The following is a 23,934-nucleotide window of genomic DNA, read 5'->3' on the forward strand; positions in this document are numbered from 1 at the left end:
TTGACTTATTATCATGAAACAACACCAATTCAACAGTATATATAACGGAAAAGAATTTTTTTTAACGGATCATAAAGTGCTTGGAACAAAGGTACTGCCTGGGGTCACTTATCTTGAGATGGCCCGCGCGGCAGGAGAATATGTTGCCGGAAAAGACGTTACTCAACTCAGGGATATTAGTTGGCTACAACCCGTTAAGATCAGTGACGCATCCGTTCAGCTTTATATGAACGTCGTGGAGCAGGGAGATGGATTAACCTATGAAATCTTTAGCGGTGAAGCCGATACTCAATTGCACACCAGAGGTATTTTAGGGACAGCTGACCAGCAGTCTCCGGAAATAAGAGATATCAACCATCTTCGTGATCTTTTTAAAGATTCCGGAAGCCATAAAGAAGGTGCAGATTATTATAAAATAATGAATTCCATTGGGCTTGAATATGGGAAAACCTTTCAGGGGATCCAGGAAATTTTTCACAATGGAAAAGCAGCTTTATCAAGAATAGCTTTATCAGCGGCAGAAGGCTTTGTATGGACTCCGGGAATGATGGATAGTGCGCTGCAAACCTGTATGGGAATTAGCCTTGCGGATCAGAATCAACAATTGATGCTGCCCTTCAGTGTCCGAGAAATGAATATTTACCAGGCGCTTCCGGAAGAGATCTGGTGTTATGTCACCAAAAACAGATCCGGTAAACTGGCTAATAGCTATGATATTGAATTATTGAACAATTTCGGAGAACTGGTAATTCGTTTTTCTGAATTTGTTGTAGTACCTATGGAAAAGAATGCTAAAACAAATGATAGCGTTAATGTAATTCCAGAACTCCACTTATACAATTATAATTGGAAAGCTGAAGCTTTAGATGAGGTCAATGCAGGATTATCAAAAACTGAAACAGGTGATGCTCCATTGGTAGTATTGGCAGGTGGATCTGCTGTATTGGCTGAGAAATTAAGCGAAAGATTGGAATGTGAAATAAAAACAATTAACGAAGGAACACCAGAGTCTGTTTTTATCCAGGTTTTAGAAGAAATACAAAATAAAAAGTCTGCTCAACTGCAGATTCATTTTGTTTATCCTGTTGCAGACGAGCTTGAATATGGTTTCATTTCAGCGATGTTGAAAACAGCCGTACAGGAAAATCAAATTTTACAAGGGAAAACAATCGGTGTAGAAGGCCTTTCGATCAATGAACTGGATGAATTGACAGAGATTTTACAGGAAGAACAAAGAAACCATGAACCGGAAGTACGTTATCAATCCGGGCAAAGAGAAGTTAGAAGCTTAACAGGAATTTCTGATAAAAATCCGGGATTAAAAACAGAGATCAAAGAAAATGGAGTGTACCTGATCACAGGTGGAGCTGGCGGACTGGGATTGATCTTCGCAGATTATTTGAATACAATACCGGGAACACAATTAATTCTGACAGGCAGAAGCGAATTAAACCCTACACAACAGGAAAAAATTAAAGGATTTAGAAATGCACAGTACGAGCGTTGTAATGTTACGGATTTAAAGTCTGTTACAGATTTAATTAAAAAGATAAAAAATAACTATGGTCATCTGGATGGAGTGATTCACAGTGCAGGAACTACCCGGGATAGCTTAATTACCAAAAAAACTACATCAGAAATTCATGATGTCTTCTCTGCTAAAATTACCGGAGCTCAGCATATAGATCAGGCAACAAAAGATGAGCAACTTGATTTTATGATGTTTTGTTCATCATTAGCAGGTGTATTTGGAAATACAGGACAGGCAGATTACGCCGCTGCTAATGCCTGGTTGGATTATTTTGCCAACCACAGAGAGAAAGAATGTAACCAAGGAAAAAGAACAGGCAAAACGTTAAGCATCAACTGGCCTTTATGGAAAGAAGGCGGAATGCAGATCGATGCAGACCAGGAAAAATATATGTCCAGCCATTTTGGATTATGGTCAATGCCTACTTCTGATGGGATTTCCGCTTTTGAAACTTTGTTGAACAACATTTCATCGCAAAGCGTTGTGGTATATGGAGAAGAAGATAAGTTGAACTCATGGATGAATGGGTCTTCAACTTCTAAGACCAGCCAAAAGAAAACGGGTGGAAATGATAAAGCATTGTATGCCGCGTCCATGATCTATTTAGGAGATGTAATGACGAAAGAACTCAGAATGAAGAATCATAAGCTGGAACCGGATACATCTTTTGAACAATACGGAATCGATTCTATCATGATCACAAAACTGACCAATCGTCTGGAAAGCATCTTCAACAATATCCCACGGACCTTATTTTTTGAATGCCAGACATTAGCTGAAGTCACCGAGTTTTTCGTTGATGCTTACCCTGAAAAATTAATCGAGCTTACTGGTGTAAAAACAGCATTGTCAGAAGAAACAGTTATTTCTAAACCAATAAATGAGGGCATTAAAAACGATATAAAACCTGCTTCCCAGGTTGTGGAAAAACCTATTACAAGAAATATCTCAGCTGTTAATGAGCCTATTGCCATTATCGGACTTTCAGGGAAATATCCTCAGGCTAAAAATCTTTCAGAATTTTGGGATAACCTGAAATCAGGAAAAGACAGTATTACAGAAATCCCTGCAAACCGCTGGGATCTTACAGATTTTTATGACGAAGAAAAAGGAAAGGCAGGAAAAAGCTATAGCAAATGGGGCGGATTTATTGATGAAATAGATCATTTTGATCCCTTGTTTTTTAATATCTCTGTTCGTGAAGCAGAATTAATGGATCCACAGGCACGTCTTTTTCTTCAAACAGCCTGGGAAACATTCGAAGATGCAGGGTATCCTAAAAAGAAACTGGAAAGAGGAAGAGATAAAGATGCTACCCAGCCGCAGGTAGGTGTTTATGTAGGGGTGATGTATGAAGAATATCCTTTATTTGGAGCTGAAGAAAATGCAAAAGGTAATTTCGTAAATCCTGGCGGAAGCATCAGCAGCATTGCCAACCGGGTATCTTACTTTTTCAATCTGAATGGGCCCAGTATGGCAGTAGATACCATGTGTTCTTCTTCTTTAACAGCAATACATCTTGCTTGCGAAAGCATCCAGAATGGTAATTGTACAATGGCTTTAGCCGGAGGAGTAAATATCAGTGTACATCCGAATAAATATCTGATGCTGAGCCAAGGGATGTTTGTCTCCAGTTAAGGCAGATGCGAAAGCTTTGGAGAAGGAGGAGAAGGTTATGTTCCGGGTGAAGGAGTGGGTGCTGTATTGCTAAAATCGTACAGCCAGGCATTAGCAGATGGAGATCGTATCTATGGTTTAATTAAAGGGACCGCTCTTAATCACGGAGGTAAAACCAACGGGTATACCGTACCGAATCCAAAAGCACAGGCTTCCGTAATCAAAGCTGCCATGAAAAAGGCGGGTGTAAAGGCTGAAGATTTCAGCTATATCGAGGCGCACGGTACCGGAACAAGTCTTGGAGATCCTATTGAAATAGCAGGATTAAATAAAGCTTTTGAATCTAAAAACAAACAATTCTGCAGCATTGGCTCCGTAAAATCCAATATTGGGCATTGCGAATCAGCAGCAGGAATATCGGGATTAACCAAGGTTCTGTTACAAATGCAGCACCGCCAACTGGTACCTTCTCTGCACTCTACGATACTAAATCCTAACATAAAATTTGAAAATACACCATTTAAAGTTCAACAAGAACTTGAAGAATGGCCTGTTGTAAATAATAAACCAAGGCTTGCCGGAATCAGTGGATTTGGTGCAGGAGGAAGCAACGCACATCTGATCATAGAGGAATATGTAGGTGAAAATGTTGCTTACAGACAGCAAATGCCATTGGTAATTGTATTATCAGCCAAAGACGAAGAGAGATTAAAAGTAATTGTTGAGAACCTCAAAAAGCATATTGAAAATCATTCCGAAATCAATCTTGATGATCTTGCTTACACGCTTCAAACGGGAAGAGAAGCAATGGAAGAAAGACTGGCTTTTATTGCAGAAGATAGAGAAGACTTGCTTTCTCAGCTGTCTTGTTATCTGGAAAAGAATACACAGAATTTATACATCGGGAATATCCACAATGATCAACTGGGAATTTCTCTGGAAGGAAAGTCTGGGATGGCTTATCTGGAAAGCATCATCAGAGAAAAAGAGAGTCATTCTTTAGCTCAGTTATGGGTAAAAGGTGTGAATATTGACTGGAATCTGATTTACAATGATGCCAAACCATCTGTTATTAGTTTACCATCTTATCCTTTCGCGAATGAACGTTACTGGTTTCCAAAAGGAGACGGAGAATTAGTATTAAAAGCAGGTTCAAAACTTCACCCTTTATTGCATACTAATACTTCTAACCTTAGAGAACAGCAGTTTACCAGCATTTTTACAGGGAAAGAATTGTTTTTAACGGATCATCTGGTACATGATGTTAAGACATTACCGGGAGTTGCTTATCTGGAGTTGGCAAGAGAAGCAGGCGAGCAATCTTTACAGGCAAAAATTACAAAATTAAAAGAGGTTAGCTGGTTACATCCAATTGAGATCAACGATAAGGAGCAAACTGTTTTTACCAGTGTGTTTACTTCAGAGAATGAAATAGAATTTGAAGTCTATACCCAGGACGATGCCGAACAGGTACATTGCAGAGGGATTTTATCTACTGATGAATTGTTCATTCCTGAACAGAAAAATATAAAAACAATCAAAGAACGATTAACTCATACAATAAGTGGAAGTGACTGTTATACTTTATTCCAGGAATCTGGATTAGACTATGGTAAAAGTTTCCGTGGCATCCGGGAGATGTATTATGATGAAGACGAAGTTTTATCAAGAGTTTCCTTACCAAAGGATCGAGCTTTGGTTTTAACTCCGGGAGTTCTGGACAGTGCATTACAATCATGCATAGGAATGCAGCTGGCAAAAAGCACCAAAGAGATTTTATTGCCATTTAGCGTAGCTGAAATAGAGTTGTATCAGGATTTAACAGATGAATTGTGGTGTCACATTAAGAAAAATAAAGCAGGGAAGAGAATTAGCAGCTATGACATTGATCTTTTGAATAATCAAGGACAGGTTGTTCTTCGTTTCAAAGAATTGGTATTGTTACCTGTGAATGGTTTTGTAGCCAATGATAGTGTTAATGATACCGAAATGGTTCCGAAAGGACTTAGCTTATTAGCTGATCATTGGAAGTATCAGCCAGAACCTGTACAATCTCTTAGAGATACAATGCCGATCATCATATTGGCAGGAGGATCCGGGACCATGGCCGATGATCTTTACAATCATTTCTCATTAACGGTTACGGCCATTAATACAGTAAAAGAGGAAGATTTCTTTATGGATATGCTTTCTCTGGCAAAAACAGTAATGCCTCATAAAAAGGCAACTCATATTGTCGTTGCTTGTAGTCAGGATCAGTATTATCAGTATGGTTTTATTACTGGTTTACTAAAAACGTTAACCCAGGAAAATCCTAGAATTACGGGAAAACTGATCAGCATAGAAGATCAGGCATTTCAAAATCTTGAAGAATTGGGTGGTATTTTGATGAATGAAAAACAGAATCCAGACCATGAAGTGCGTTATTCAGCAGGAAAACGCGAGGTGAGATCAATGGAAAATAGGTTGATTGATTCTTCCACAGCTCCCGTTCACATCAAGTCAGACGGAGTATATCTGATTACTGGCGGGGCTGGTGGATTAGGGTTGATCTTTGCGCAATATCTTAATAAAACAGAAGGAGCAACAATAATTTTAACGGGCAGAAGTCCACAGTTGAATCCTTCTCAACAAAAAGCTGTTGATCAATTAGATAATGCATTGTATTATCCTTGTGACATCAGTGATGAGTCAGCAGTCAATGATCTTATTCAAAATATCATTGAAAAACATACGAAACTTGACGGTGTTATTCATAGTGCGGGAGTGATCCGTGACAGTATGATCCTTCAGAAAACAAAAAAGGAAGTAAAAGAAGTCTTTGCGGCTAAAATAAAAGGAACCAGAAATCTGGATATGGCAACGAAAGACCTTCCATTAGAGTTTATGATCACTTGCTCTTCCGTAGCGGGGGTCAATGGAAACGCCGGACAGTCTGATTATGCTTCAGCAAATACCTGGATGGATAATTATGCCCATTACAGAGAAAGTGAACGGATGAATGGCAGGCGTTATGGAAAGACCTTAAGCATTAACTGGCCACTCTGGAAAGAAGGCGGAATGCAAATCAGTGCTGAAGCTGAAATCTATATGATGCAACACTTTGGTTTGGCACCGATGCCAACTGATGTGGGTATTAAGGCATTTGAAAGCTTAATGAATAGTGGAATTACCCAGGGAATGGTACTGTTTGGAGATACTAAAGAGGAGAAGGTTTTGGTGGAGAAACCAGAAGAAATATCCTATTCACCAACAGAAACTTCTGTCAATAATGATAGTCTTTACAATGCGTCCATAATCTATCTGCGTGGCCTTCTGGCAAAAGAGTTGAGAATGCCTGAAGAAAAATTAAAGGCTGAAGTTCCTTTTGAGCAGTACGGAATTGATTCCGTATTGGTGATCAGGCTTTCTAATTGCCTGCAGGACGTATTTGGTAAGTTACCCCGTACCTTATTCTTTGAATACCTGACCCTGAAAGAGCTTTGTGGCTACTTTATGGAAGCTCATCGTTCATTACTTTTAGAATTAACAGGATTGGCTGTAGTTAAAGCTTCGGCACCTTTGACAAAAGAAGTTATAAAAACTGAGAGACCTGTTGATGTTCAAAACAGACGCCAGCGTTTTTCAATGGTACAACAACAATCTGGGAATAAAAACATCAACGAAGATATTGCCATTATCGGTATCAGCGGACGTTATCCGGATGCCAATAACCTGGAAGAATTCTGGGAGAATCTTAAAATCGGAAAAGACTGTATCACACAGGTTCCGGCGGACCGTTGGAATGCAGATGAAATGTATCATGAAGAAAAAGGTCGCCCTGGAAAAAGCTACAGCAAATGGGGTGGGTTTATGAATGACATTGATAAGTTTGACCCCTTATTTTTCAGTATCTCACCAAGAGAAGCAGAATTGATGGATCCTCAGGAACGTCTTTTCCTGCAGACCGTATGGGAAACGATAGAAGATGCGGGATACACCCGTGACAGTATACGTTCAGAAGATGCCGAAACCGGAATTGCTAAGAAAATCGGAGTCTATGCCGGAGTAATGTATGAAGAATACCAGTTATTTGGTGCTGAGGAAAGAATGAAAGGGAATTTTGTAACGCCGGCCGGTATAGCAAGCAGTATTGCCAACAGAATTTCATACTTCTTTAATTTCAATGGTCCGAGTATGGCCGTTGATACGATGTGCTCTTCTTCCTTAACGGCTATTCATTTAGCATGTAATGATCTGATTGTTGGAAATACCGATGTGGCTGTTGCCGGAGGAGTAAACATTAGCGTACATCCAAATAAATATCTGATGCTGAGCCAGGGACGTTTTGTGTCTGGTGCAGGCCGTTGTGAAAGCTTTGGTATGGGTGGAGATGGATATGTACCTGGAGAAGGTGTTGGAGCGGTATTATTAAAGCGTGTAAGCGAAGCGATTAAAGATGGTGACCATATTTATGGTTTAATTAAAGGAACCGCATTAAACCACGGCGGTAAAACGAATGGATATACCGTTCCAAATCCAAAAGCTCAGGCTGCAGTAATTAAAGCTGCGATCGAGAAAAGTGGCGTTAAGGCAAGTGATTTAAGCTATGTAGAAGCCCACGGGACAGGAACTAGTCTTGGAGATCCGATCGAAATAGCAGGCCTGAACAGAGCATTTGAAACTACAGAAAAACAGTTTTGCAGCATCGGTTCTGTCAAATCCAATATCGGACATTGTGAATCGGCAGCAGGAATTTCAGGATTAACCAAAGTGATCTTACAGCTTAAGCATCAGCAGTTGGTTCCTTCATTACATTCCGCTGTTCTAAATCCGGATATTGATTTTGAAAACAGTCCTTTTAAAGTACAGCAGGAGCTTGAAGCATGGCCAACAAATGAAGGGAAACCTCGTATCGCCGGGATCAGTGGATTTGGCGCAGGAGGAAGCAATGCTCATATCATCATTGAAGAATATGCAGCTTTACCAGCCAGGAAATTGGACTATAAAATGCCTGTGATCATTGCATTGTCTGCAAAACATGCCAGCAGAATTGCCATCCAGGTGGAGAATCTGAAAAATTTCTTAGAAAAAAACAGTCAGGCAAATTTATATGATGTTGCCTATACCTTACAGGTAGGTAGAGAGGAAATGGAGGAAAGGCTGGCATTCATTGCGACTGATAAAGAAGATCTGATGGTTCAGTTAAGCGATTATCTGGATCAAAAAACAATGAATCCAATCAGAGGAAATATTCGTAAAAAAGATGAAAACTACATCCAGCACACAAAAGATTTGCTTTCTATAGCAATGGCTTGGGTGAATGGAGTGGATACAGACTGGAGTTCTCTTTATCCTAAAGGATTTCCTTCAAGAATCAGTTTGCCGGCTTATCCATTTATAAAAGATCGATACTGGATTCCTATCGTTAACGACGGAATTGTACAATATGGTCAGAATAATCTGCACCCATTATTGCACAGCAATGATTCTGACCTGAATGAGCAGAAATTTATCAGCACCTATACGGGAGAAGAAGATTTCTTAACACAGTGTGAGATCACCAATTATAAAGAACTGCCATCTTCTGCCTTATTAGAACTCGCAAGAGAAGCGGGAGAAAGAAGTTTACGTCAGCGTATTACCCAATTGAAGAATGTGTCATGGGTTGATCCGATCAGAGTAAACGGAGTTCCTGCCAATGTTCAGATCAACCTCTTTAACGCAGGAAATGAAATTGGGTATGAAATCTACACAAAACATAAAGAAAATAAGACACAGCTTAATGGTCAAGGCTTACTGAATACGGAATTTCAGCAGCCCCATGATCAAAAGAATATTGAAGATTTAATACAATACTATCAGTATTCTATTGAAAAAGAGGCGCTTTACAACTTGTTTGCAAAAGCAGGTAAGACTTATGCAGCTGACTTTCAGGGAGTGGAAATATTGTATTTCGATAAACTTGATGCACTGGCAAAAATCGTATTACCGGTTACTGATGAATTTATTCTTTCTCCGGGAGTATTGGACAATATCGTACAAACCAGCACAGGTTGGTTGTTAAGTCAGGGAGAACAATCTCTTTATCAGCCTTCAGATGCTGCTGAAATAACCATTTTTGGAACATTACCATCAGTGATCTGGTGCCATGCAACATTTGAGAAAAAGCAAAGTGGAGCTTTCTGTTGTCAAATGGATATTATGGATGAAGAGGGAACTGTTTTACTGCATTTCAGGGATTTGGTATTGTCACCTCAGGTTACCTCTCAAAGCACTTCGGGTAAAGCTTCATCCATTGCTCACAAACCTATGTGGGACAGGATAATTACCCAGCCGGAAGCTTCAGTTTTAATTGAAGGAAAACAGATCCTTGTTACCGGAGGTTCAGATCCGGTATTTGGTGAAGAACTTGGAAAATGGCTAATGAATCAAGGTGCGGAGGTGACCGCTACAGAAACTTTAGATGCAGTTCCTGATGATGTAGCAGGTGTTTACCTTTTACAGGGATTAACTGAAATAGGGGATGACTCATTAATGGATGATCATTCTGCAAGAGAATTAGCCGTATTTACTAGCATAAAACAATTATTAGATGCAGGAATCAAAGACTTGAAACTTACCGTATTCACTTCTAATACACAGAAAGTTTTGCCGGATAGTAAGGTAACTTCTGCAGGCAGTGGGATGATAGGAATGACAGGAGCTTTGATAAAAGAACAACCTCAATGGTCAGTTAACCGGATTGATCTGGGTCTATCTGCATTGAAAAATCCTGCGAAAATCAATTGGGCAGATCTATTTACAATCAGTCTTGATAATAAAGAAAATGCAGTTACTGCTTTGAGAAACGGGCATTATTACAGACAGCATTTGTATCCTATTGTATTACCTGAAGTAAATTCTTCAACGTTTAGAAACGGAGGAACTTATGTATTGCTAGGGGGTGCAGGAGGATTAGGAAAAGCAACTACAGAATACCTGGTAAAGAACTATCAGGCGAAGATCATCTGGTTGGGAAGAAGAGTCGCTGATGAAGCAATTATGATAGCTCAGGAAGAAATTGCCAAACTGGGACAAAAACCTGAATACTACTCATGTGATGCTACTGATCCAAAACAGGTTGAAAAAGCTTATAAACTAATTAAAGAAAATCACAGCGAGGTTCACGGTCTGTTTCACTCAGCAATTGTTTTGCATGATATGCTTTTGAAAAATATGACTGAAGATGATTTTAAAAAAGCGTTCATGCCTAAATCTCTGTCCAGCCAGAATTTGGTACATATATTCAAAAACGAACCTCTTGATTTTATCTGTTTCTATTCCTCAGCACAATCTTTGGTACATGCTCCGGGACAAGCTAATTATGCGTCAGGGTGTTCTTTTAAAGATAGTTATGCGCTTAATGTAAACCACCTGTTGAATATCCCTGTTAGGATCATCAATTGGGGATATTGGGGCGAGATCGGTATTGTAGCGGCAGATGGTTATAAAGAAAAAATGAAGCAGGCAGGTATTGAAAGCATAGAGACGGAAGAGGGAATGCACTTGCTTGAAACCGTGTTAAACAACAATGAACAACAGATCGTTGCTTTGAAACTCTCTGCTGCAACGGCTGCTGCTATGCCTACCATGCATCATGAGAAGGAGATTTCACAAGTCAAATCCAGTTCCGTATTACAAATGGAAGAAGCGGATGCTCTTATTTATCCAAAAGCAGATGAGCAGGATCAGATATTTGAAATGCTTTGCTGTAAAGGAATCTTGAAAGTATTACTTCAACTTGGACTGGAAGAAAAGCAGACTACGGGTCAAACAATCAGTAGTTTAAGATCTCAGCTTTCCATTAGTGACAAATACGAACAGTTATTTTCTGTTTTGATTCATTTATTGGAGACAAAAGGATATGTAACCGTAAAAGACGCTCAGGTTTTTGTGGCGGAGGAAACAAAAGACGCTCTTAATGATTTTGATTTCGTACAGCAGATGAGTGAACTTGTGATGAATGGACAGGAATATCGTCCTCATGGAACACTGCTTAAGATTTGTCTGGAGTCCTTCATAGAAATCATAACAGGAAAGATACAGGCTACTTCAGTGATGTTTCCTGGGGGAAGCATGGATTACGTAAGCGGTATTTATAAAGGAAATGCACAATCCGATTACTTCAACGATTTGTTGACAGGGATCATCAAAAATAGTGTTGCTACCAGTATTCCTTATTTGAAACCGGGTGAAAAGATCAGAATATTGGAAGTAGGAGCAGGAACAGGAGGAACAAGCCAGTTTGTTTTCAGAGCGTTGGAACCTTATAAAGACCATCTTTTCTACTTATACACGGACCTTTCACACAGTTTCCTTCATTATGCAGAGCAACAGTTTAAAACAATGGCACCGTATCTGGAAACAGCTATTTTGAATATAGAATCGGATCCTTCCGATCAGCAGATAGAACTAGGCAGTTATGATATCGTGATTGGTGCTAACGTAGTGCATGCCACTAAAAACATGGCCGTAACCCTGAATAATATCAAAGCTTTATTAAAACAGGATGGCCTACTGATCATGAATGAAATAGCACGCACAGAAATATTTACCACATTAACTTTCGGATTATTAGACGGATGGTGGCTGTATGAAGACCGCGGAATACGATTAAACGGAAGTCCTGGACTATCATCAGAAAGCTGGCAAAATGTGTTGAAAGAAACGGGTTATCTTCAAGCAATAAGCTATCCTCAGGGAGAAGTCCTTTCACAACAGATCATTTGTGCTACCAGCGATGGAAAGATCATTTCCGAAATAAAACAACCAGAAAAAAAACATGAAATCAAAATGGTGCCTCCTGTTATACAACAGACTACAGCAGCACCAAAACAGAAAATGCCTGTTATGAAAAAAACAATAGATAATAATAGCCTGATCCAACAGCTGACCAAAATAGCTGCCGATTTAATCAAACTTCCACCAGGCGATTTTGATATAGAATGCCAGTTTATGGATTATGGTTTTGATTCCATCCTGAGTATGGAACTCATCAAAAATATCAATGAAAAACTGAAGGTGGATCTGAAATCTACAGATATTTTCAGCTATGGAACCATCCAGCAGCTTGCTGAGCATTTAATGCAGAACTTTAGCGAAGCATTACAAGTTGAAGTGGCTGTTGAAACTTCAGTTCAAGCTTCAGTTCGTGAAGTGGAAACACCTTTGAAAACAAGATTTACTGCCCCTGTTAAAGCTCAGGAACCAGTATATCGCCATGAAAATGATATCGCCATCATTGGGATGAGCGGACAGTTTGGAGCTGCCAACGATCTGGATGCATTTTGGGAAGTTTTGAAAAATGGAAAAAGTCTGATCGGTGATGTACCTGCAGACAGATGGCAGGGATATACTCACAATGAAGGACCAAAATGGACAGGCAGTTTTTTACGGGATATTGATAAATTCGACCCTGTTTTCTTTAAGATTTCAGGAAATGAGGCCGAAATGATGGATCCGCAACAGCGTTTGTTCCTGGAGCATTGCTGGAAAGCCATTGAAGATGCAGCGATTAATCCGAAAAGTTTAAAAGGCAGCAAGTGTGGAGTATATGCAGGAGTGGCTCCAAGTGATTACAATATCCGGGAATGTGAGGAAGCTTCAGTAATGTGGGGGAATTCCAGCGCCGTATTAGCAGCAAGAATATCTTACTTCTTAGATCTGAAGGGAGCTGCAATTTCTGTGGATACAGCGTGCTCAAGTTCTCTTTTGGCGATGGATATGGGGTGCAGCAGCTTACAAAAAGGAGAAACCGACCTGATTATTGCGGGTGGAATCAATATCATGACAACGCCTGGTTTTTATTCTCTGGCCAGCAGAGCCGGAATGATGTCTTCCACAGGACAATGCCATACTTTTGATAAAAAAGCGGATGGATTTGTTCCGGGTGAAGGGGTAGGAGTTGTGATCATGAAACGTCTTGCGGACGCAGAACGAGATGGAGACAGAATTTATGGAGTGATCAAAGCCAGCTTAACCAATCAGGATGGAGCTTCCAATGGAATTACAGCACCAAGTGTTCTGGCACAACAGGAACTTGAAAAGGAAGTCTATAAAAAGTTCAATATCAATCCTGAGACCATCAGCTATGTAGAAGCACATGGTACAGGAACCAGTCTGGGAGATCCTATTGAGTTGGATGCCTTGACGAATGCTTTCAGAAAGTATACAGAAAAAACACAGTATTGCAGAATCGGAAGCGTTAAAACCAATATTGGTCATACATTAGTTGCTGCAGGAGTAGCAGGTGTTCTGAAGATCATGCTTTCTTTAAAACATAAACAATTGGTACCCACCTTGAATTTTGAAGAATGCAATCCTTTAATTGATCTTGTCAATAGCCCTTTCCAGGTAGGAAGTGAATTAACTGATTGGAAAACAGAAAATCAGGCACCAAGAAGAGCGGCCATCAGCAGTTTTGGTTTTAGTGGAACGAACGTACATATGGTCATTGAAGAGTATCCGGAAAATAAAGTGTCATCAATTTCTACCGAACCGGCATTGATCATTATTTCTGCAAAAAATGCAGAAAGACTTAAAAATCAGGTTAGTAAATTGCTGTCTTGGTTAGAAAGAAATCCACGAACTAATATTCAGGATATAGCTTATACCCTGCAAGTCGGAAGAGAACCGATGGAAGAACGTTTTGCTCTACTTGCTGCAGACCAGGCCGATCTGATGCTTCAGTTGGATGGATTCCTGAAAGGGAATACTGAAAACCTGATGATCGGAAACATCAAAAAGGATAAAGCAGACTTTTTACTGGAAGGCGGAGCTGGTAAGGCATATATTGACTATGCTATTGCCCATGGTGAGATCAAATCGTTAGCAGTGTTATGGACAAAAGGAATAACCATCAACTGGGATTTATTGTACCAGGAACAACGTCCGAATAAAATCAGTCTTCCTACATATGCTTTTGCCCGTCAGAGTTACTGGATTCCGGAGGTTAAATCTACTGTCAACCGTCAGCAAACAAGTTATCTGCATCCACTGATCCACCGTAATACCTCAACAGTTAAATCTTTCCAGTTCTCCAGTACTTTTACAGGAAACGAAGAATTTTTAAGTGATCATAAAATACAGAATGAGATTATATTACCGGGTGTAGCTTACCTTGAAATGGCAAGAATTTCAGGAACCGAGCTTTTATCAGAAAAGATAACCGTTCTTAAAAATATCGCATGGATGAGTCCTGTACGTGTCAATGGAAAGGCAGAAGAGGTGCATATTCGTTTGAAAAGCATTAATGAAGAACTTAGTTATGAAATCTATTCATTGAATGGACAAGAGCAGCTTCATAGCCAGGGTCGTATTTCAACGCAATCTTTGCCAGTGAAGAGTTCATTTGATCTTACATCTATTCAAAACAGAATGTCAGAGAGTGTGGACCGAGCAACATGTTATGATATTTTCAGACAGATGGGACTTCAATACGGAAATAGTTTCATGGGAATTGAGCATATGTATTACTCATCCTCAGAAGCATTGTCGAAGATTACATTACCAAAATTACAAGGATTCAGTGTTTCTCCGGGTCTTTTGGATAGTGCATTGCAAACCTGTATGGGAATGGGCTTTATCGATAAAAAACCGGTTACTCAGCTTCCATTTAGTGTTAAAGAAGTTGTATTCTATGAAGAACTGCCTCTTAATATCTGGAGTTATGCCAGAAAAAGCAAAGCCAATCAGGGAAATGGAGCTGTAATTACCTATGATGTAGATATTCTGGATGATCATGGAAAAGTATTGATGAGTTTCCATGATTTTGTTACCCTTCCGGTAGATGGAACTGAGAAAACAGAATGGTCGGATGCTGCAACAGATGCCTGCATATTTACGATGAATTGGGAAGAATGTGCTGCAGAAAGCTTTGCCGGACATGATAACGAAGCGATTCCAATGGTCTTGTTGGTAGACAGCCCGGCACAACTTGCGGAAAATCTTAAAACAGAATTGGGAATTGAAACCACAACGATCGATGGGGCAGTTGCCGAAGATTACCTGATTGATGTGATGTCTGTAATTAAAAAAAGAGCATTAGAGAAAAATACGTCCCATTTACTGATCGTTTGCTGTATTGCAGATTATCTGGATTACGGCTTTATATCGGGGCTGCTTAAAACAGCAAGTCTTGAAAATCCGGGAATCACAGGGAAGATCATCAGTGTGGAGCGACTTTCTGTAAAAGATGCACCGGAACTGACCTCAATTTTACAGACAGAACTAGGTACTGCCGATGCAGAGATCCGTTATGAGTCCGGGCTTAGAAAAGTGAAAAAAATTAACGAAATTAATATTTCGGATAATGACGGATTAAAAATTAAAGAAAACGGAGTGTATCTGATCGTAGGGGGAGCAGGAGGAATAGGCAGATTATTCGCTACCCACATCAACAAAATACCAAAAACGAAAGTAATCTTAACAGGTAGAGGTCAGCTAGATGAAGAAAAAGAAGCTTTCATTGCGGGTCTTGCTCATGGAGATTACTTCAGTTGTGATGTGAATAATAAAGAAGAGGTTGTGAGTTTACTGGATCAGATTAAAGAAAAATACCACCGAATAGATGGAATCATCCACAGTGCAGGGGTAACCCAGGACAGTTTGATCGTCAATAAAATTCCTGATGAAGTTGAAAAAGTTTTTGCTGCTAAAGTAAATGGCGTTAAGAACATTGACGAAGCCACCAAAGATGAAGCTCTTGATTTTATGGTGCTGTTTTCCGGATTAGCCGCCATCACAGGAAATGCAGGCCAGGCAGATTATGCAGCCGCTAATGTCTATCTGGATAATTATGCCGTGTACAGGGAATCTGAGCGCAATAAAGGGAAACGACAAGGGAAAACGATCAGCATCAATTGGCCATTCTGGAAAGAAGGTGGAATGGTAATGGACGAGACCAATCAGGAATATTTAGACAAACAATATGGATTGTCTCCTTTACCTAAGTCGGTTGGAATTAACATTTTTGATCAATTATTAGGCAGTAATTACACCCAGGGAATCGTAACCTATGGAAAAGTTGATAAAATACGATCTCAATTACTGAACAGATTAGTAGTAAAACAGAAACAGGTACAAGCGCATGCTATGCCTAAAAGTGCTGAATTACAGGATAAGGTCGCATCAAAATTATTGGAGATCACGGCTCAGCTGTTGAAATTATCCGAAAGCGATATTGAAAGGGATGAAAAACTGAGTGATTACGGATTTGACTCCATTTTACTGATCAAGTATTCTAATGAACTCAATGATTTCTATGATACGGACCTGACTCCTGCTGTTTTCTATAATTATCCAACGATCAATGATCTGGCTGATTTCCTTCTCGAAGAATATCAGGAGAAAATAACAGCCGTTCATCAGCCTGAAGCATTATCGGATAGTACCATCAATGATGTAGAAGAAATTCAGGAGGAAGAATCACCAAGATATCCGCTTTCAGAAGGTCAGAAAGGACTTTGGTTTATACAGCAACTGGAACCTGAAAATACAAATTATAATGTTCCTGTATCGTTTATTATTCCGGGAACCATCGATTATAATGTCATGAAAAAAGCATTTCAGCTAACGCTTGATGAATATCCGGTTCTTAAGTCCCGTTTTCTTACTGATGAAACCGGAGAGATTTATAATCAAATTCAAAATGTATCAGAAGTTGAAGTGGATGATCAAGAGCTTGCTGAAGGTCAGAACATCAATGAAGTTTCATGGAATCTGGTAAGAAAACCATTCAATCTGGAGATAGAATTACCGGTAAGATTATATGTCAGAAGAGACCTTGCAGCCCATAATAATTATATTCTATTGGTATTTCATCATATCATTTTTGATGGAATGTCAAGCTCTGTGTTTATAGCTTCTCTTTTTGAAAAATGCCAAAAACTTTTAGACGGAGAAAAAATAGTGGCTAAAGAACCTGATTTTGCCTATTTCAGTTACGTAGAATGGGAAAAGAATTTCATTCTAAGTAAGAAAGGAGAGAAAAGTCTGGCGTATTGGAAAAAGAATTTATCTGGGACACTACCCATAATTAATTTGCCTTACGATTTGTACAAGCAGAACAGTACCAAAACAACTACGATTGGTATTGAAAGAATAAAGCTTGTGGAGGAGAAAGTAGATCAGCTCAAAGAATTAGGCAAAAAGCTGAAAGTCAATCTTTCTGTCTTATTCTCAGGGATCTATGCAATGTTACTTCATAAGTTGACCACAGAGGAAGACCTATTGATCTTGATGCCGACTGCAGGACGTCCTAAAAAGGAGTATGAAAACAGTATTGGTTATTATGTCAATATGATGATATTGCGTAACAGAGTGTCTGGAAACCAGACTTTTGCAGAGTTGGTGAAAAATATTCAAAAAGGAATGATAAATGGAATGTCTCATGCAGCTTATCCTTTGCCTAAATTATTATCAGATCTGAATTTAGACCGTTTCGGTAATAGAGAAACACCATTCAAAGTATCATTCATTTATCAGAACATCTTTGATGAAATATTAACGGGAGGTGGTTCAGGTATTGAAATTTATGATGAAGTATATCAGGAAACGGCTCACGTGTATTCTTTGGAAATACAGGATCTGAGAAAAGAAATCATTGTAAGCCTGAAATATGATCAGGATGTATTCAGTCCGGAGCTGATACAACAACATATGGGATATTTCATGGAGCTAATGAATGGTGTTCTGGAAAATACAGCAAGACAGATAAAAACGTATGAAGTTCTATCCAAAGAAGAAATCAATTACTTCCTTTACGAAAGAAATGACACAGCGGTTGAATATCCGAAACATAAAACATTATCTGATCTTTTCGAAGAGCAGGTCCTTAAAACCCCTGATCAAATTGCAGTAGTGCACGATGGGAGACGAATTACGTATGCTGAATTAAATGAAATGGCGAATCGTTTAGCGGGAGAACTTGTAAAATCAGGTCTTCCGGCTAATGCTCCTGTTGCGATGGTTTCCCATAAAAGCTTAGAGCAGGTTTGGGGCGTATTGGGAATTCTGAAAGCTGGTGGACATTATATTCCTGTTAAAGGCAGCCTGCCTGAAAACAGGATGAATGAATTGATTAAACAGACGGAATCCACTATCGTTTTGGTACAACCGGATTATATGGATAAGGTAAGCTTCTCTGAGGAAGTGAAAATAATCCTTCTGGAAGAAAGGACTTTCGCCGAAGAATCAGCGGATCATGAAACTGTAAAAGTTCCGGATACAGAACTGGCTTATATCATTTTTACTTCAGGATCTACCGGAAAACCGAAAGGGGTAATGATCGATCATCGTGGGGCTGTCAATACCTTGTATGATATGAATGCAAGATTTGGCATTACTTCAGATGATAATGTATTTGGAATATCCGATCTCAACTTTGACCTTTCTGTTTACGATATATTCGGAACATTTGCCTGTGGAGCAACATTGATCCTACCTCTGGAAACAGAAGGATTGAATCCCGATATCTGGCTTCGTTATGTGAAAGAAGAACAGGTGACTGTTTGGAATTCAGTACCTCAGATCGTGAATTTGTTGATAGAAAGACAGGAAGATACTTCTGAAATGCATCTTTCCAGCTTAAGAATGTACTGGATGAGTGGAGACTGGATTCCTTTGGATGTACCGGGCAGAATAAAAAAGATCAATCCGGACAGTGCTGTGATCAGCCTTGGTGGAGCAACAGAAGGTTCTATATGGTCTATTCATTATCCGATCGGTGAAATCAATCCGTCATGGAAGAGTATTCCTTACGGGTATCCTTTAGGTAATCAGGAAATGTATGTTTTAGATATCAACCTTTCTCCTTGCCCAGTGAATGTTCCCGGAGATATTTATATCGGCGGAATTGGGGTAGCTAAAGGCTATCACCAGGATCCAGAAAAAACAGCTGCCAGTTTTATTGAACATCCCGGAATGCAGAAACAATTATATCGTACCGGAGACATTGGCTGTCAGCATCCTGACGGATTTATTGTATTCCTTGGAAGACAGGACGGACAGGTTAAGATCAATGGATTCAGAGTTGAGTTAGGAGAGGTGGAAACCATTTTGCAGTTATCTCCGCTCGTAAAACAAGGCTTGGTTCTAACGGTAGAAGATGATAACAGAAATAAAAGACTGGTTGCATATGTCGTAGCAAATGATGTTTTTGACAAAGAAGAAATGCAAAAGCATTTAAGAGCTCATCTGCCTGAATATATGGTTCCTTCCATATTCATTGAAATAGATAAAATTCCGTTGTCTTCTAATGGTAAGGTTGATCGGAAAGCTTTGCCAAGCGTTGATCCAAATGATATTAATCAAAGTGAGTTTACAGCACCATCGGATGAAACAGAACATAAGCTGGCGGAGATATGGATCAGGCTATTAAAATTAAATAGGGTAGGTATTCATGATGATTTTTTCGATGTGGGTGGAAACTCATTAACGATGATTCAGTTAGCCCATAAGATCAATACTGCATTTGATAAAGACATTCAGCTGATCCACATCATGAAGAATCCAACGATTGCAGGAATTAAAATACTGATCAATGGTAATGAAGAGTCCTGTGAAGAATCTGTTTTAACATTAAGAGAAGGAAATATGGAAGAAGTAACTTTTGTTATTCCAGGTGCGCTTGGGTCAACAGAAGGTTACTTTACCCTGGCAGGTAATTTACCTGGGGAAGGAGCTGTTTATGGACTGCAGATGAAGGGGATCACAGCGGATGAAGCTCCTAATAAAAGTATTGAAACAATGGCATCTTATAACCTGGAACAGATTAAACAGACGGGAGTCATTGGAGGTATCAATTTATTGGCACACAGTTATGGTGGTATTGTAATCTATGAGATGATCAGACAGGCGAAGGAATTGGCCATCGAAATCGACAAGGTTATCTTCCTGGATTGCTTCACAGATCCGCTTTCTTCTTTCAATTCCTTAGAGGAAGCTCAAAAATTGGGAACTTATTTCAGATCACTGATCCAATTCAGTCAGCCATGGTTGAGTGACGATGCCGTAGAAGAGCTTGTGAAACAACTGCCGCAAGAGGATTATATGCCATTTATCTGTGATACAGTCCATACACTTCCAGCTAAAACAGTAGCCAGAATGTGGGAGGTATTCCGGGCCTCTATTTCAGCGGTTTACAAGATGGAAGAAAAGCTGGATCAAACTTTAATTTTCGTAGAGGCAGATAATACGAAACTTTCAGGCGAAGATTGGGGAGATCAGGGAGCTGCTGCAGGCTGGGATCAATATTTCAGCGATGTGCAGATCATCCCTACAGAGGCCAATCACTTTACCATTGTGAATACACCATATTGTACAGAATGGTTAACTAAAATAAATACCGAAGAAAATATAAAACAGACACTTTAATAATCACAATAAACACACAATAAGACATATGAAACACCCATGCCAAAAATTATTTTAACACACAAGAAAATGATTATGGGTGTTCCATATGACCATAAAAACAATAAATATTAGCATATGAAAGCAGTAATGTTTCCGGGGCAGGGATCCCAATACAAAGGAATGGGAAAAGACCTGTTCAATCAGTTCAGAAAAGAAACAATTTTAGCATCAGAAATATTAGGGTACGACCTTGAAGAATTATGCATCAAAGATCCTGAACGTCAGTTGGGGAAAACACAATTCACACAACCTGCATTATATACGGTAAATGCATTTACACATTATGCCAACTCATCAGGAAGTAAACCCGACTTTTTCATTGGACACAGTCTGGGAGAATATAATGCCCTGTTAGCAGCAGAAGCATTCAGCTTTGAAACCGGATTAAAGCTGGTTCAGAAAAGAGGAGCTTTGATGGCTGCGGCATCCGGAGGTGGAATGGCAGCGGTATTGGGACTTAAAGTGGATGCCGTACAAAAACTTTTAGCAGAAGGAGGATACAGCGATATAGATATCGCCAATATCAATACTCCGACTCAGATTGTAATAGCGGGACCTCAGGATTCCATTGACAGGATCGTGCAGGAATTTGAAGAACGTAAGATTAAAATATTTCCTCTTTTTGTAAGCGCTCCTTTCCATTCAAGATATATGAAACCTGCGGCTACAGAATTTAAAGATTATCTTCAAAACTTTAGTTTTTCAGCCTTAAAGACTCCTGTGATTGCAAATGTTACAGCAAAACCTTATCCTGATGGACAGATCATTGAGCTTTTGGCTCAGCAGATTGAAAGCTCTGTACAGTGGACAGATACCATCCGGACTTTAATGGGGAAGGGAGTTACCGAATATGAAGAAACAGGAAGTGTTATTTTAACTAAAATGGTCAATGAAATTACAGAAAACTGTACGCCATTGATCCATGAAGAGGAAATTGTAATCGAAACAGCAAAACCTCATGTTAACGGATCAGTGAATGGTAAGGTAAATGGGGAAGCTTCAAAAAAAGAATGCCTTTCCACCCGCTTGGGAAGCCATGAATTCCGTAAAGATTATGGTCTTAAATACGCATACGTTGCAGGATCTATGTACCGAGGAATTGCTTCACCTCAATTAGTAGTACGCTTGGGAAAAAACGGATTCATGGGATTTTTGGGAACAGGAGGAATGCCATTGACAGAAATAGAAAAGAATATTATTAAAATTCAGGAAGAACTGACCCATGGAGAACCGTATGGCGTTAACTTCCTGCATAATTTAAATGATCCGGCTTCTGAAATGAAAGCTATCGAGCTTTTACTTCTTTATGGAGTAACGAATATTGAAGCTTCGGCCTATATGCAGATGATGCCTGCTTTGGTGTATTACAGATTAAAAGGTTTACAGAAAGGACCAAACGGTGAAGTAATATGTAAGCATAACATTATTGCCAAAGTTTCCAGACCAGAGGTTGCAGAAGTGTTTATGCGTCCCGCCCCTGAAAAAATTGTGAGACATCTTCTGGAAGAAGAGTTGATCACTCCCGAACAGGCAGCACTTTCCAAAAAGGTACCGATGAGTTATGATATTTGTGTGGAAGCAGATTCAGGTGGGCATACCGATCGTGGAATTGCTATGGTTTTGTTACCGTCTATCCAACGTTTAAGAGCAGATATTATGGCGGAATATGCTTATGATAAAGGAATACGAGTTGGATTGGCAGGAGGAATAGGTACCCCTCAGGCAGCAACATGTGCGTACATCATGGGAGCCGACTTTATAGTAACAGGCTCTGTGAATCAATGTACGGTAGAAGCAGGAACCAGCGATGCTGTAAAAGACCTTTTACAGGACATCAATGTACAGGATACCGATTATGCGCCGGCAGGAGATATGTTTGAAATTGGTGCTAAAGTACAAGTGCTTAGAAGGGGAGTGTTGTTTGCTGCAAGGGCAAATAAACTATACGCATTATACAATCAGTACAACAGTTTAGACGAGATCCCTGAAAAGACCTTAACACAATTGGAAAAAACGTATTTTGAAAAAAACATTAGTGAAATATGGAACGAAGTACGCGAATATTGTAGAAATGTGGGAGCTGAGGCAGAGATTACCAAAGCGGAACAGAATCCTAAAAATAAAATGGCTTTGGTCTTCCGTTGGTATTTTGGGTATACCAATAGACTGGCTTTTGAAGGAAATATTGAGAATAAAGCCAATTTCCAGATCCATACAGGTTCTGCACTTGGAGCATTTAATCAGTGGGTCAAAGGTACTCCGATGGAAAGCTGGAAAAAACGCCATGTTGACGAGATTGGAGTCAATATTATGGTAGGAGCAGCAAAATTATTAGAAAACACAGCATTAATGGTAAATAATTAGATGACAGAAAACGAGTTTAAAAAACATATTGTATTCTTATTTTCCGGACAAGGAAGCCATTATCGCGGGATGGGACGGGAATTGTACGAACAGCACCCGAAATTTAAAAGCTGTCTTGAAAGACTGGATCAAATGGTACAAAAGCAGCTCAACTACTCATTGATTGATGAACTGTATACCAACACAGAAGAATCGTTCGATGAGTTGTTGATCACCCATCCTGCAATTGTTGCTGTTGAGATTGCTTTGTATGAAGTTCTATTGGAAATGGGAATTAAACCGGATTTTATATCGGGTAACAGTTTGGGTGAATTTGCGGCAGGTGTTGCTAATGGAGTATGGGATGCTGCCAGTGCTGTTGAAGCTGCAATAGAACAGGCTAAATCCATCTGCCGTGCTGATATTGAAGGTGGTATGCTGGTAGTTTTTGCCGAAGAAATAAAATTGAGAAGTCTCTATAAACAACATCAGCTATTTCTTGCATCAGATAATTTTAAAGGACATTTTACTTTATCAGGTAAAACGTCTCACTTAGAAGTATTTGAAAGTAAATTGTCTGAAGAAGGAATGAGTACTTTTCGGCTTCCTGTCAATGTTCCTTTTCATTCTCCATTAATGAAAACTGCAAAAGCAGATTTCGATCAGTACAGCAGTTCAGCCAGTGCTTTTAAAGCTCCATCCAAAGGATTTATATCGGGTTTTGAAGCGAAAGAAATCAATGAGCTGACAGCTGATTATTTCTGGCAGGCGATAAGTCAGTATTCTAATTTTACAAAAATAATTGATCTTCTGGAAGCCAAAGGTCCCTGTCTGTATATAGACATGGGACCTTCGGGAACCAGTGCTGCATTTGTTAAATACAATCTGCAACCTGAAACTTCTTCTGAGGTACTAACCATTATGAGCCCTTACAGAAGAGAAATTGAGCAGCTGGAAAAATTACAGCAAAAAATAAAAGATACAGTAGTATGAACACCCATGTCAAA

Annotated in this window: 4 protein-coding genes; all 4 read left to right on the forward strand. The window is 39.5% G+C overall.

Annotation, left to right across the window (positions count from 1 at the left end; translation table 11 throughout):
* Positions 1 to 13 precede the first annotated feature (13 nt).
* On the forward strand, positions 14 to 3,169 hold the full coding sequence (locus ACNFU2_RS01770; RefSeq protein ID WP_418123454.1) for an SDR family NAD(P)-dependent oxidoreductase: 3,156 nt from the start codon (positions 14 to 16) through the stop codon (positions 3,167 to 3,169).
* A 66-nt stretch (positions 3,170 to 3,235) separates the two neighbouring features.
* Complete coding sequence (locus ACNFU2_RS01775) at positions 3,236 to 20,542, forward strand: amino acid adenylation domain-containing protein (protein WP_418123456.1); 17,307 nt, start codon at positions 3,236 to 3,238, stop codon at positions 20,540 to 20,542.
* Between the two features lie 117 nt (positions 20,543 to 20,659).
* Positions 20,660 to 22,948 (forward strand): ACP S-malonyltransferase, encoded by a 2,289-nt coding sequence (fabD, locus tag ACNFU2_RS01780; protein WP_418123458.1) that lies wholly within the window; start codon positions 20,660 to 20,662, stop codon positions 22,946 to 22,948.
* Positions 22,949 to 23,920: an acyltransferase domain-containing protein gene (locus ACNFU2_RS01785; protein WP_273647758.1), complete on the forward strand. Its 972-nt coding sequence runs from the start codon at positions 22,949 to 22,951 to the stop codon at positions 23,918 to 23,920. It begins immediately after the preceding gene.
* Positions 23,921 to 23,934 lie beyond the last annotated feature (14 nt).

Origin of the sequence: Chryseobacterium sp. PTM-20240506, from assembly GCF_048296755.1 — a bacterium.
In the GTDB taxonomy this organism is placed as follows: domain Bacteria; phylum Bacteroidota; class Bacteroidia; order Flavobacteriales; family Weeksellaceae; genus Chryseobacterium; species Chryseobacterium proteolyticum.

What these genes read in the sequence shown, in the direction of transcription:
- ACNFU2_RS01770 (WP_418123454.1), top strand. Translation starts at nt 14, where the DNA reads ATGAAACAACACCAATTCAACAGTATATATAACGGAAAAGAATTTTTT.
- fabD (WP_418123458.1), top strand. Translation starts at nt 20,660, where the DNA reads ATGAAAGCAGTAATGTTTCCGGGGCAGGGATCCCAATACAAAGGAATG.
- ACNFU2_RS01785 (WP_273647758.1), top strand. Translation starts at nt 22,949, where the DNA reads ATGACAGAAAACGAGTTTAAAAAACATATTGTATTCTTATTTTCCGGA.